This window comes from Kribbella sp. VKM Ac-2571, from assembly GCF_004362255.1.
In the GTDB taxonomy this organism is placed as follows: Bacteria; Actinomycetota; Actinomycetes; order Propionibacteriales; family Kribbellaceae; genus Kribbella; species Kribbella pratensis.
Genome location: NZ_SNWS01000019.1, coordinates 67,558 through 80,033 on the forward strand (window position 1 = coordinate 67,558; position 12,476 = coordinate 80,033).

A 12,476-nucleotide genomic window follows, 5' to 3' on the forward strand; every position below is an offset into this window, starting at 1 on the left:
GACTTCCTCCAGAGGATTCAACTCGTTCACTGACCTCTACTGTGCGGCTCCGGCGCCCCCGTGACACCAGTGAGAATCCCTGGTCATTACCCGGGCACACCGGTGACCGGCCCTAGAGTGCTGTCACGTGGACCATCAGATCGTTCTGATTGCCGGAGCGGGACTCGCGATCATGATCGCGGCGTCGGTTTTCGCGCGCCGGACGGGCGTCGCCGCGCCGCTGTTGCTCGTTGCTCTGGGCATCGGGGCCAGTTACCTGCCGAGTACGCCGGCCATCCACATCGAGCCCGAGATCATTCTCGCGGGCATCCTGCCGCCGTTGCTCTACGCGTCGGCGGTCCAGCTTCCGGTCCTCGACGTACGGCGGAACTTCGGGCTCATCTCGTGGTTGTCGATCGTGATGGTGATCGTGTCCGCGCTGGTGATCGGGGCCCTTGTCCACGCGATCTTCCCGAGTATCTCGTTCGCGCTCGCCACCGCACTCGGTGCGGTCGTGAGCCCGACCGACGCGGTCGCGGCGACCGCGATCGGGCATCGGGTCGGGCTCCCGCCCCGACTGATGATCGTGCTCGAAGGCGAGAGCCTCGTCAACGATGCTTCGGCGCTCGTCGTCCTGCGCACGGCGGTCGCCGCGCTCGCCGTCACCACCCACTTCAGCCTCGGTCACACGGTGCTCGACTTCGCCTGGGCGGTCGTGGGCGCGATCCTGATCGGGGTGGCGGTCGGCCTGCTGACCGTCGTACTGCGGCAGCGTCTCGACGACCCGGTGCTCAACACGACGATCTCGTTCGCCGTACCGTTCCTCGCCTACTTCCCGGCCGAGGAGGCGCACGCGTCCGGCGTACTCGCCGTGGTGCTCGCCGGCCTGCTGACCGGTGCTCTCGGCAGCCGGAAGTTCAGTGCGCGCGACCGGCAGACGCAGGCGACTACCTGGACGACGATCAGCTTCATCCTGGAGAGCGGCGTCTTCCTCGCGATGGGCTACCAGTTGCCGGAGCTGGTCGACGACGCCCGCGCGGAGACGACGATCGGCGAGATCACCGGGCTCGTCCTGCTGGTGGTCGGCCTGCTGGTCGTACTGCGTTTCCTCGGCCTGGCGTGGCCCTGGCTGCAGAGCCGGTTCGGCCGGAACGACCGGACCGAGCAGGTCCGGGCTCAGCTGGACCAGTTCGAGGAGCACCTGGACTCGATGGAGCCGGCCGGTGCCCGGGAGGAGAACCGCCTCGCTTGGGCGCGCAAACGGCTAGCGCGCGGCCGGGCGGACGCGGATTTCGAGGAGCGCGAACCGATCACCGGCCGCGGCCTGCTGGTGCTCGCCTGGGCCGGGATGCGCGGTGTCGTGACGGTCGCGGCCGCGCAGACGATTCCGGCCGGTACGCCGCATCGCGACACGGTCGTGCTCGCGGCGTTCATCGTCGCGCTGATCACGCTGGTGCTGTTCGGGATCTCGCTGCCCGCGGTGATCGCGAAGATGCGGTTCCGCCCGGAGAGCAGCGAGGACAAGCGCGACTCGGTGCAGGCGCTGATGCGGCAGATCGGCGAGGCCGCGATCGACGCGGTCGGCCCGCTCGAGGAGCAGACCGTCGACGGTCAGCCTCTCGATCCGGTCGTGGTCAGCACGCTGAAGGACCGGATCGTGCCGCGCCTGGTGTCCGGGAGCCGGCAGCTCCGGGAGACCAAGGCTGACACGCGCGAACAGATGGAGATCCTGCAGCGCCGCTACCTCGACGCGATGCGCGAAGCCCTCGGGACCGAACGCAGCATCGGCGCCTACAGTTCCGAGACGTACCGGCAGGTCGAAGGCTTCCTCGACGCCGTCGAACAGCGCTTCACGACCGCTTGACGGGATTTCACCAGTCGGCGACCCGTTCCTGGCTGCGGTCCTCGGTGGCGACGAGGACGTCGAGGAGGAACTCCTGGAGCTCGGTGCGGATGTCTCGGTGCAGCGGGTCGTCCCAGAGGTTCTGCAGCTCGTTCGGATCGGCGGCAAGGTCGTACAGCTCGCCGGTCCGCTCCCTGTCGGTGGCGGGGGAGCCGTGCTGGACGATGAGCTTCCAGTGGTCGCGCCGGAGCATCGTGAGGTGGACCGGAGTCGCGTACGGGTGGCCGCTGTTGCGGTACTCACTCACCGCCCAGCCGCGTCCCGTTGCGCGATTGGTGGCCAGCGGCAGCAGATCCTGTCCCTCGCCGAGGGGCTGCAGTCCGGCGGCGGCGAGGATCGTGGCGCCGAGGTCGATCCACTGGACGAGCTCGGTGTTGCGAGTGCCGGCGGGGATCGTCGAGGGCCGGCGGAGGATGAGCGGGACGCGGACGGCCTCGTCGTACATCATCGGGCCCTTGAGCATCAGCTGATGGTCGCCGAGCATCTCGCCGTGGTCGCTGGTGAAGATGACGAGCGTGTCGTCGCTGAGGCCTTCGGCGTCGAGTGCGTCGAGGATCCGGCCGACCTCCTCGTCGACGAGCGTCACCATCGCGTAGTACGCCGCCTTGACCTCTTGGAGCTCTTCCGGGCTGTACGACGTGAAGCCGCGCGCGTGGCCGGCGTACGACTCGTGGGACGCCTCCGTCTGGATCGGTGGCTTCCCGGTCAGGTCGTCGGGGAGCGGGCGGCTCAGTTCCTTGTCCCGGTAACGACGTACATAGTCCTCAGGGGCGCCGAACCCGTGGTGCGGGTCGAAGAAGTTGGCGACGAACAGGAACGGCTTCTCGCGATCACGGGAGTGGGTGAGGAAGTCGATCGTCTGCTCGCCGATCCAGTGGCTGTAGTGGAGTTCGGCGGGGAGTGTGTCGTAGTCGACCTCTGCTCCGGCCAGGTCTGGGCGGACGGTGTGGAGCCAGCGGTGGTACTCGTTCTCCGACGAGCCCGGGTACGGGTCGTGTGCCCAGCGGAAGACGCGGAAACCGTCGTCGTGGCGCTTCTCGGAGCGGCCGCCGAAGCATGCGTTGAGGTGGAACTTGCCGACCAAGCCGCAGTCGTACCCGGCGTCGGCGAGGTCCTTGCTGAACAGGCGCTCGTGGTCCGGCAGTCCGACGCCGTTCGCCCAGAGGCCGTGCTGGTGCACGAACCGGCCTGTCATCAGGCTGGCGCGGGACGGGCCGCAGACCGGGTTCTGCACGTAGCAGTTCTCGAACAGCACGCCCTGGGACGCGAGCCGGTCGAGGTTCGGGGTCTCGATCTCGTCGTTGCCGGAGGCACCGAGCGCGGAGAACCGCTGCTGGTCGGTGCAGAGGAGCAGAACGTTCGGCCGCATGCGGATCAGTGTATTAAATCTTGAGTGTTGACAAAAAGCTGGTCCGGCGGCCACAGTCAGGTCCCGTGGGTAGGGAATCGTCCGGACCGCTCCGGCTGCTCCGGGAGGCACACGAGGAACGGGTGCTTTCCGCCCTGCGCACCCGCGGTCCGCTGACCCGCGCCCAGCTCGCGGAACAGACCGACCTTTCCCGCGCGACGCTCTCGTCGATCGTACAAACCCTCCTGAGCAAGCAGGCACTGACCGAGCGCCGCGGCGAAGGTCCGGCCGGCGCTGAACTCCGCGGGCGGGGGCGGCCGGTTTCGGTCCTGACGTTGAATCCGGCCGGTGGACTCGCCCTGGGGATCGACCTCGGGCAGCGCCGGATCCAGGTGACGATCTCGAACGTCGCGCACGAGTTCGTCGCCTCGGGCGCGGTCGCCTGCGCGGAACGTACGTCGTGGGCGCGCCGCGTGCAGCTCGCGCTGGATCTGGTCGACGACCTGACCACCCGCCACGAAATCTCGTTGACCGCGCTCGCCGGTGTCGGTGTCGGCATCGTCGGCCCGGTGGCGGCCGATGCGCGCTCGGAGCGGGTGGAGCTGGTGCGCGAGACGATTTCCGCGCGGTTCGGCGTACCTGTTCACGTGGACAACAACACACGGCTAGCAGCGCTGGCGGAGGCGGTGTGGGGCGCAGGGTCGGGCGTCGGCAGCGCGTTGTATCTGCGGCTGTCGTACGGCGTCGGCGGTGGACTCGTGCTCGGTGGGCGACTGTTCGCGGGCGCCGGTGGCGCGGCGGGGGAGCTCGGACACATCACCGTGGACCGCGACGGACCGGCCTGTCCCTGCGGCGGCCGCGGCTGTCTCGAACGCTACGTGTCGCTGACAACCCTGCAAGCGGAATGCAACGACATCCTCGACGCCCGCGACCAGAAGGCGCGCGATCTGCTGGCGGACGCCGGCACTAGGGTCGGCGAGGTTCTGGCCGCGGCCTGCAACACCGTCAATCCGGAAGTCGTCGTGATCGGCGGCGAACTGACCGAGACCGGCGACCACCTGTTCAAGCCGCTGCAAGCCGCGCTCCGCCGGTACACCCACAGCCAGGTCCACCGCACGGTACGAGTCACCCGCGCAGCACTCGGCCCCGACGCCGCCGCCCGCGGCGGCATCGCCCTCGTACTCACGACCGCTCTCGACCCTCTCGACCCTGTCGATCCTCTCGAACCTCTCGACCAGGAGGCCTCCCGCCTGTGACTCCCGCCGCGACGATCGACATCCGCCGGGACCGGCGGCACGCCATCGACCCGATGATCTACGGGCACTTCCTGGAGTCCGCGTTCTTCGGCAACATCGAGGGCGGCGTCTTCGACGAAGGCTCACCGCTGGCGTACGGCGGCGACGGCGCAAGGAACGGTCTGCGGAGAGACGTGATCGAGCTCTGCCGGGAACTCGGTCTCCCGGTCGTCCGTTGGCCGGGCGGCAACTTCACGTCGGCGTACCACTGGGAAGACGGCATCGGACCGCGCAACTCCCGGCCGCGACGACTCGAGCTTGCGTGGGGCTCCGAGGAGAGCAACCACTTCGGGACCGACGAGTTCCTGGCGTGGTGCTCGGAGGTCGGGACCGAGCCGTATCTCGCGCACAGCTGCCGTGACGTCGACGAGGCGGTCCGCTGGGTCGAGTACACCAACTACGGCGGCGACACCGAGTACACCCGGCGGCGGTCCCGCAACGGCCATCCGGCGCCGTACGGCGTGAAGTACTGGGGACTCGGCAACGAGGTGTACGGCGACTGGCAGATGGGCCACCGCAGCGCCGCCGCGTACGCCGCCGACGCGGCCGAGCATGCCCGCTTCATGCGAGCTGTCGACCCGTCGCTCAAGTTCGTCGCGGTCGGAAAGACCGACGACCGCGAAGGCTGGACCGAGACCGTACTAGGGGCCGTTGGCAACCAGATCGACTACCTCTCGTTCCATCTGTACGGCGCGACGGCCCAGCTGATCGACGGCGACGCGGAGTACGACGCGATCGTCGCCCAGTCGCTCTACTTCGAGCAGCAGATCGTCGAGTACTCGGACCTGGTCGGGGCCATCGCGGGCGAGCGTCCGCTGGCGCTGGCCCTGGACGAATGGAACATCAGGCACGTCGAGCCCACCACCTGGCCGGAACCGCAGCCGTCCGACGACGGCGGCACGATCGCCCGCGAGGTCGACGGCCTACCGACCCGTCCGGCCCACCGCGTGAACCGGTGGAGTCCGAGAACGCTCGCCGACGCGCTCTTCTACGCCGGCGTCTTCCACGCGCTGCACCGCGCCGGCGGCCGCGAGGTCCCGGTCGCGATGGCGAACACGGTGAACCTGCTGAACGCGAACGGCGTGATCGTTGCCCGTCCCGGCGGTGCCGTGCGCGCGGCGACGTACCACGTCTGGGATCTGTACCAGAACCACCTCGGCCCGATCGCCCTCGCAGCCGACGTACGGTCGCCCGGCAAGCTGACCGCCGTACGGCAGGGCGACGAGCGCGACCACCACGGCGAGTTCCGCACCTGTCCGGCAACCGTCCCGGATCTGGACGTCTCCGCGACCCAGACAACCGACGGCGACTCGCTTCGCATCGCCGTCATCAACCGCCACCGCGACACCGCGATCCGCGCAGGCCTGACTCTCGACGCGAGTCGAGACGCTCTGCCGGCACGGGCCGCGGCGAAACAACTGACCGCGGACGACGTACTCGCATCCAACAGCCTCACCGCCCCGGACACCGTGAGCTTGCGCGACCTGGGCCCCGTCGAACTGACTGACGCGAGCTACGACTTCCCACCCCACAGCATCACCCTGCTGTCCTTTGACCTCACCTAACCGACCACGCCCGAGTAGTAGGGTCGCGGGCATGGGCGGTGACGCGCGGGTGCTGGTGATTGGTCTCGACCCGTACCGGGTTCCGGGGCCGTGGGACCCGGAGCCGGTGGCGACCGGAATCCAGGTCGGGATGGCGGACTTCGCCGCGCACGGCGTCGGCGCACAGACCTGCCTTGTCGGGCTGGACGGCAGCGACGACATCGAGGCGGTCGTGCGCGCGGCACTGGCCGCGCAGCGGTGGGAGTGCGTTGTGATCGGCGGCGGGATCCGGAAGAACGAGGAGCAGCTCGAGCTGTTCGAGCGGATCGTCAACCTGACGCGGCAGCACGCACCGGACGCGGCCATCGCGTTCAACTCCAGGCCCGACGACACGTACCAGGCGGCCGCGCGCTGGCTCAGCGGAGATCGAGACGCATGAGAACGCGGGGATGCCCGGCGAGGGTCGACGTGGTGTCGGCGGCCTTCGTGAACCCGGCGTGCTCGAAGTTCCTGCGGATCCCGGCGTACGCCATCGTGAGATCGACCTTGCTGTCGCCGTTGTCGAGCGGATAGGCCTCGACGACCGGCGCCCCGTTCTCGCGCGCGAACTCGACGGCGCCGGCGATCAGCGCGTGCGAGATCCCCTGGCCGCGGTGCCCCGGGCGGACCCGGATGCACCACAACGACCACACCGGCAGCTCGTCCACGTGCGGGATCTTCCGGTTCCGGGCGAACGTCGTCGCCGCCCGCGGTGCGATCGCGGCCCATCCGACCGGCGTGTCACCGTCGTACGCGAGCACGCCGGGCGCGGGCGTCGCCTGGCAGAGCTCCTCGACGTACGCCCCACGCGCCGGCCCGCGAAGCGAGTTGTTGAGCTTGGACGGAATCCGATAACTCAAACAGAAGCAGACGCTGGCCGTCGGCGACTTGGGCCCGATCACCGCCCGCACATCCTCGAAAACACTGGCGGGTCGTACGTCGATACTCATGGAGCGACCTCGGCTTGCAGGAGTTGGTTGTGGATCATGAACGCCGTACGAAGTTCCTTGTAGCCGACGCGGTCGAACAGGACCGTCATCGTGGTGCCGTCGTAGTGCTCGACCAGACCGGGGCCGAAGGCGCGATGAACGACCCGGCTGCCGACCGGGAACGGCTGGTCCTCGGGCGGCGCCGCGGTATGGCCGGCGAGATCGTTGTCGCAGTTGCCGCACGGGCCGTCGTACCGTTCGCCGAAGTAGCTGAGCAGCCACTCGCGCCGGCATCCGCCGTACTCCGCGTACGCAGCCATCATCTCGACCCGGGATCTCGCGACCTCGCGACGATCGTGTTCGACGGCCGACGCCGCGGTGACGGCCCGGTCGACGTCGACTCCGCGGGCCAGGTGGAACTGGTGGCCGACAGCAACGACGCGGGCGTCGGTCAGCCGGCCCAGCGCGCGCTCGACCCGGGCTGTGCCGAGGCCGGAAGCAGAGGCCAGCGCGGCGATGTCCTTCGGACGGTGTTCGTGGATCGCGGTGGCGACCGCGAGCAGGTCGGCGTCGGTGACGCCGCCGGACGCGAAGAAGCGGTTCAGCCCCAGGTCGGCGTGCCGGAAGAACAGCTCGACGTCGGCCGGTTCGCCGTCGCGGCCGGCGCGGCCGATCTCCTGGTAGTACGCGTCCACCGACGACGGTGCCTCGGCATGGCTCACCCAGCGGATGTCCGGTTTGTCGATGCCCATCCCGAACGCGATCGTCGCGACCACGACGCGGCACTCGCCGTCCAGGAACGTGTCCTGCACCTGGCGGCGTTGCTTCGCGGGCAGGCCCGCGTGGTACGCCTGGGCAGCGACGCCGGCCGTGTTCAGTTCGTGCGCGAGGTCCTCCGCATGACGATGGGTGCCGACGTACACGATGCCCGGGCCGCGCGACGACCGGACGTGGCTGAGCAGCCGGCGGTTCTTGGTGTTGTCGTCGGCGAACGTGAACACGGCCAGGTTGAGATTCGGGCGGTCGAACCCGCCGACGACGACAGCCGGGTCGTCCATCTCCAGGCGGTGCACGATCTCCTTGCGCACCGGCGGCGCGGCGGTTGCCGTGAGCGCGAGGATCGGCGGTCGTCCCATCGCCCGGACCCCGGCGGCGAGACGGAGGTAGTCGGGCCGGAAGTCCTCACCCCACTCGCTGACCAGATGCGCCTCGTCGACGGCCACCAGCCTCGGCCGGGACGCGGCGAGCAGTTCGAGTACGTCGGGATGCGTGAGTTGCTCGGGGGACAGCAGCACGAATCCGGGCCGGTCGTTCGTCAACAGGTCATGGGCGGCGCGGCGGCCGGCGTGGTCGGTCGCGTTGAGCTCCGCAACCTCGACGCCGGCCGGACGCAACGCCCGTAACTGATCGCGCTGCAACGCCACGAGCGGACTCACGACCACCGTCACCCCGCCGAGCGCCAGCCCGGCCAACTGGTAGATCGCTGTCTTCCCGGTTCCGGTGGCCAGCACCGCGAGGACGTCCCGCCCGCCGACCACACCCCGTACGGCGTCTTCTTGTCCCACTCGCAGTGTCTGGAATCCCAGCCGCTCTTGAGCAAGAGCGAGCACGTCAACGGACATGCTCGAACGGTAGTACAGCGGTCAGTGCTGCACGGCGTACACGAGCTTCTGGACGCCGTTGGAGTAGGACTCGCTCGAGGCGAGGCTGAGGTTGATCTTGTCGCGGTCGGCGTCACTGAAGAGCCGCTTGCCGGCGCCGAGGAGGACCGGGAAGACGAGCAGGTTGTACTGGTCGATCAGGCCCGCGTCCGACAGGTTGCGGTTGAGGGTCGCGCTGCCGTTGATGATGATCGGGCCGCCCTCGGTCTCCTTCAGCGCGGCGACGTCGTCCAGGGAGCGGAGGATGGTGGTCTCGCCCCAGTTCGACACCAGGTCGCTGTCCTGGAGGGTGGTCGAGACGACGTACTTCGGCATCGCGTTGTAGCCGGCGAACTCCACGGTCATCCCCGGCCAGACCGGCGAGAACGCCTGGTAGCTGACCCGGCCGAGCAGGAGCGCGGTGGCCTCGTCCTGCTCTTCGCCCTTGAGCGCGTACGCCGCCTCCTCGAACGGGATGTCCTTGAAGGTCCAGCCCGCGTTGCGGTAGCCCGGCTCACCGCCGGGCGAGTCCACGACGCCGTCGAGGGAGATGAACGCGGTGGTGATGAGGGAACGCATCTGGTGCTCCTTGATCAAGTCGTGTGTGGTGCTTGTGCCTGAGCGTCGTGCGGGTAGCGACGGATACGACATCCGCGAAATGTGACGCCGGTCACTTCGCGGTGACGATCCAGGCAGCGGAGTCGAACAGGATGCCGTCACCGCTGTCGTGCGCGGCGAGCATCGCACGCAGGTCGGCCCGAGCGCGCTCGGCGTCGGCCGGCGACAGCTCCGCCAGCAGTGCTAGCGGTTCGCGGAGCTGGAGCACGTTCTCGTACGCCGTCTCGACGTCGGGACCGTAGTACAGCCGTTCATGCACCGCGGCGAACGTCACCTCGCCGAAGCCCGCAGACGTGAGGATGCCCCGCGCAACATCCGGATCCCCGAGCGAGAACGGCGAATCGTCCCGCGCCGTCGCGTCGCCGCCGATCGTCGCTGGGATCGCCTGTGCCCATTCGTTGTCCGCTCGCGCCTGCCAGACCATCGCGACGAGCCGGCCACCAGGTCGCAACGCCCGCCGCAAGTTCGCGAACGCACCCACCGGATCGTCGAAGAACATCACGCCGAACCGGCTGATGCACACGTCGAACGACCCCTCCCCGAAGTCGTACGTCGCTGCGTCCGCGAGGAGATAGCTGATGCGTTCGTCCGCCGTACGCCGTCGCGCCTGCTCCAGCATCCGCTCGGAAACATCCACCCCGACCACACGCCCCCGCCCGACATCCGCGGCTGCCTCCCGCGTCGTCTGCCCGCCCCCGCATCCGACATCAAGCACCCGATCCCCGTCCCGCACCCCCCACGCAGACCGAAACCGCCCCTGCAAGAACCGCATCTCGCCGTCATAGTCGAACACGACCCCCAGGCTAGAACCCGCCTGACTCCATTGGCGGGGATATCCCCTCGCGTGGGGGGTGGACGTGCACCACTCATCAACCTCGGACCGCCGCGCGGGTTCAGGCGGCGGGTGGGGCTGCCCGGCGTGCTGGAGGTGGGTTGGTGAGTGCTGGGAGCCCGCCCTAGCGGGTCACGCGGCGCGGAAGGTCACAGGAGTGCCGTCGGGGTCCTGGGTGTCGGCGGTGGGGGCCGCGGTGGTGAAGGCCAGGTGGGCGATGGTGGCAGCGGGCGGGGGTACGAGTTTGAGGGTGTCGGCGCCTAGGCGGAAGGTGTTGTCGGATACGCGTTCCATGCCGAGGTGGGTGCCGTAGAACTCGGCCGCTGCCTCGAGGTCGGGTGCCGCGACCGCCACGTGCGCGAAGCCGAGCACCGGGCCCGTCGTGATCGGCGGGACTCGGAACTCTTCCGAGCGCTGGAGCAGTTCGACGCGGACGCGGTTCGGGTCGGACAGGAACGCGAGCCGGCCCTGCCCGCTCCCGGCCACGCGCGGCGACGAGAGTTCGGCGTACCCGAGGGCCATCAGCCGGGCGTAGTCGCCGTCGAGGTCGTCGGTCATGAAGCCGATGTGGTTCAGCCCGTACGTCGCCTGCGGGTCGGGCTGCTCGTGGTGGAGCAGCTCGACCAGGCCGGTCGCGAGCTGGATGTGAACCCGGTGGACGCGCGGACCGGGCATGAACAGCCGGTCGACCACCTCCGCCCCGAGCCCGCCGTAGAACGACAAACTCGCCTCGAGATCCTGGACCCGGCCGCCGACATGGTTCAGCTCGTAGATCACCCCACCACCGTAGCAAGCGCTTTCCGAACGTGCGCTCAGCTCAGCGCGCCTGGCAGTGCCCGCACCACGTCGTACCGCGGCCGCCGATGCGGGTGTGCGAAAGCGTCGTACCACACCGCGGACAGGAACCCGACGGATCGTCGCGCCGGCCGGTCAGCCACGTCGCACGCGGCGGGACCCGGCCCGCGCGGACGGATTGCCGCAGAACGGTCCGCATCCTCGCGTGCAAGCGGCGGACGTCGTCGGCATCCAACTGGGTGCAGGCCCGACGCGGGTTGATCCGGGCTCTCCAGAGGATCTCGTCGACGAGCAGGTTGCCCAGGCCGGCGACGACGGACTGATCCATCAGGACCGGCTTCACCTGACCGCGACGATCGGCGAGGCGATCGCGGAGCTCAGGCGCGGTGAGGTCGGCCGCGTCGGGACCGAGCTTGTCGAGTACGCGGTCGATCGCTGCCTGGTCAGGCGCGTAGCGCAGGCCGTGCAGCTTCCGCATGTCGCGAAGACGCAGTTCTCCCTCCGCGAACCGGAACACGACCCGGTCGAAACGGTGCCGGTTCGCATCCGTCGCCCAGTGCAATGAGCCGGTCATCCCGAAATGCAGCAGGATCGCGGCCTGCCGGCGGGAGGGCGTGAGCGGTACGACGAGGTGCTTGCCGTGCCGCCACGGTGGACGGAACTGGTGGCCGGCCAGTGCTCGGTGCAAATCCGGCCCGGTCACGCCGCGCAGTACGCCGGCATCGAGGACGTCGACCGCCTGGATCCGGCGACCGACGGCGTGGTCGGCGAGGACCTGCCGGAAGCCTTCGACATCGGGCAGTTCGGGCACGGTCTCGCAGTACCCGGTTGCGGGCCGCTGCACGCGTGCTGCTGAGCTGTAGGTTTGAGGAGTGCAGGTGGCGAAGCGATGGTCGTGGGTCGCGGTCGGGGTGCTGGTGGCGGGGGTGTGGGCGGCATGCTCGGACGGCAACGACAACGCCGGCAAGCCGGCGTCCACCCCGAAGCACTCGACGGCCACGAAACCATCCACGACGAAACCGCCAACGACAAAGCCTTCAGCGACGAGCACAAAGCCGTGGTACGACGACTACGATCCGGCGCATTTCGCGTCCGACGTACGGCGGTACGCGAAGCAGGCTGGGATCAACCCGCAGTTGCTGATGGCAATCTTGTACAACGAGTCGTACAAGCCGCACGATCCGAAGTTCGAGCGGCAGTGGGCCGAGGTGGACTCCGATCCGGCGTTCGGGATCGCGAACATGCACAAGCCCGCGTTCGACGAGACCAAACGCGGCCGGGACTTCGCGAACCGGAAGTGGGAAGAGCTGCCCGACAACCCCGCGCTGGCGATCCAGGCCGCGGCCTGGCACCTGCACGACCTCGCGAAACGGCTGCCGAGCAAGCGCGCCGACCTCTACACCAAGGACGAGTTGCTTGCCCTCGGCTACAACGCGGGCGGCGGCAACATGCGGATCTTCGCCCGCGGCCGCAAGGCCGGTTCGCAGGCCCAGTCGTACGTCGACCGCCTGCACGACAACTGGGCGAAATCCGCCGAAGCGCTGAAGAGCTGAC

At 69.1% G+C, this 12,476-nt stretch carries 12 protein-coding genes; 5 read left to right on the forward strand and 7 right to left on the reverse strand.

The window, feature by feature from the left end; genetic code table 11:
- Positions 1-127: 127 nt before the first annotated feature.
- Positions 128-1,843 (forward strand): sodium:proton antiporter, encoded by a 1,716-nt coding sequence (locus tag EV651_RS33290; RefSeq protein WP_133789239.1) that lies wholly within the window; start codon positions 128-130, stop codon positions 1,841-1,843.
- A 7-nt stretch (positions 1,844-1,850) separates the two neighbouring features.
- On the opposite strand, the gene EV651_RS33295 is transcribed toward EV651_RS33290, so the two are convergent.
- Positions 1,851-3,251, reverse strand: coding sequence for a sulfatase (locus tag EV651_RS33295; RefSeq protein WP_133789240.1), 1,401 nt, complete (start codon positions 3,249-3,251; stop codon positions 1,851-1,853).
- Between the two features lie 65 nt (positions 3,252-3,316).
- Here EV651_RS33295 and EV651_RS33300 point away from each other — a divergent pair, with 65 nt between their 5' ends.
- From EV651_RS33300 to EV651_RS33310, 3 genes are read left to right on the forward strand one after another with little or no spacing between them, the layout of a single operon-like run.
- A complete protein-coding gene (locus tag EV651_RS33300) occupies positions 3,317-4,486 on the forward strand; it encodes an ROK family transcriptional regulator (RefSeq protein WP_166658876.1) in 1,170 nt (389 codons plus the stop codon).
- Positions 4,483-6,090, forward strand: a complete 1,608-nt coding sequence (locus EV651_RS33305; protein WP_238157350.1) for an alpha-L-arabinofuranosidase C-terminal domain-containing protein — start codon at positions 4,483-4,485, stop codon at positions 6,088-6,090. Before EV651_RS33300 ends, EV651_RS33305 begins: the two co-directional genes overlap by 4 nt.
- 31 nt (positions 6,091-6,121) lie before the next feature.
- Entirely contained in the window at positions 6,122-6,508 is a 387-nt protein-coding gene (locus EV651_RS33310) for a hypothetical protein (protein WP_133789242.1), read from the forward strand.
- Here EV651_RS33310 and EV651_RS33315 read toward each other — a convergent pair.
- The 6 genes from EV651_RS33315 to EV651_RS33340 all read right to left on the reverse strand — a co-directional run bounded on the left by EV651_RS33315 (position 6,486) and on the right by EV651_RS33340 (position 11,766).
- Positions 6,486-7,058 (reverse strand): GNAT family N-acetyltransferase, encoded by a 573-nt coding sequence (locus EV651_RS33315; RefSeq protein WP_133789243.1) that lies wholly within the window; start codon positions 7,056-7,058, stop codon positions 6,486-6,488. The genes EV651_RS33310 and EV651_RS33315 overlap by 23 nt on opposite strands.
- Positions 7,055-8,659: an ATP-dependent DNA helicase RecQ gene (locus EV651_RS33320; protein WP_133789244.1), complete on the reverse strand. Its 1,605-nt coding sequence runs from the start codon at positions 8,657-8,659 to the stop codon at positions 7,055-7,057. Before EV651_RS33320 ends, EV651_RS33315 begins: the two co-directional genes overlap by 4 nt.
- A gap of 21 nt (positions 8,660-8,680) precedes the next feature.
- Positions 8,681-9,256 carry a dihydrofolate reductase family protein gene (locus tag EV651_RS33325; protein ID WP_133789245.1) on the reverse strand — a complete coding sequence of 192 codons (576 nt, stop codon included), beginning with the start codon at positions 9,254-9,256 and terminating at the stop codon, positions 8,681-8,683.
- 91 nt (positions 9,257-9,347) lie between these two features.
- Positions 9,348-10,088, reverse strand: a complete 741-nt coding sequence (locus tag EV651_RS33330; RefSeq protein WP_202870625.1) for a class I SAM-dependent methyltransferase — start codon at positions 10,086-10,088, stop codon at positions 9,348-9,350.
- Positions 10,089-10,259: 171 nt separating this feature from the next.
- Positions 10,260-10,904: a VOC family protein gene (locus tag EV651_RS33335; protein ID WP_133789246.1), complete on the reverse strand. Its 645-nt coding sequence runs from the start codon at positions 10,902-10,904 to the stop codon at positions 10,260-10,262.
- Positions 10,905-10,944: 40 nt separating this feature from the next.
- Positions 10,945-11,766 carry an Fpg/Nei family DNA glycosylase gene (locus tag EV651_RS33340; protein WP_238157351.1) on the reverse strand — a complete coding sequence of 274 codons (822 nt, stop codon included), beginning with the start codon at positions 11,764-11,766 and terminating at the stop codon, positions 10,945-10,947.
- Between the two features lie 34 nt (positions 11,767-11,800).
- Between EV651_RS33340 and EV651_RS33345 the strand changes: the two genes are divergently transcribed.
- Positions 11,801-12,475, forward strand: a complete 675-nt coding sequence (locus EV651_RS33345; RefSeq protein ID WP_133789247.1) for a transglycosylase SLT domain-containing protein — start codon at positions 11,801-11,803, stop codon at positions 12,473-12,475.
- Position 12,476: the final 1 nt, after the last annotated feature.

What these genes read in the sequence shown, in the direction of transcription:
- EV651_RS33295 (WP_133789240.1), bottom strand. Translation starts at nt 3,251, where the DNA reads ATGCGGCCGAACGTTCTGCTCCTCTGCACCGACCAGCAGCGGTTCTCC.
- EV651_RS33310 (WP_133789242.1), top strand. Translation starts at nt 6,122, where the DNA reads ATGGGCGGTGACGCGCGGGTGCTGGTGATTGGTCTCGACCCGTACCGG.
- EV651_RS33315 (WP_133789243.1), bottom strand. Translation starts at nt 7,058, where the DNA reads ATGAGTATCGACGTACGACCCGCCAGTGTTTTCGAGGATGTGCGGGCG.
- EV651_RS33320 (WP_133789244.1), bottom strand. Translation starts at nt 8,659, where the DNA reads ATGTCCGTTGACGTGCTCGCTCTTGCTCAAGAGCGGCTGGGATTCCAG.
- EV651_RS33325 (WP_133789245.1), bottom strand. Translation starts at nt 9,256, where the DNA reads ATGCGTTCCCTCATCACCACCGCGTTCATCTCCCTCGACGGCGTCGTG.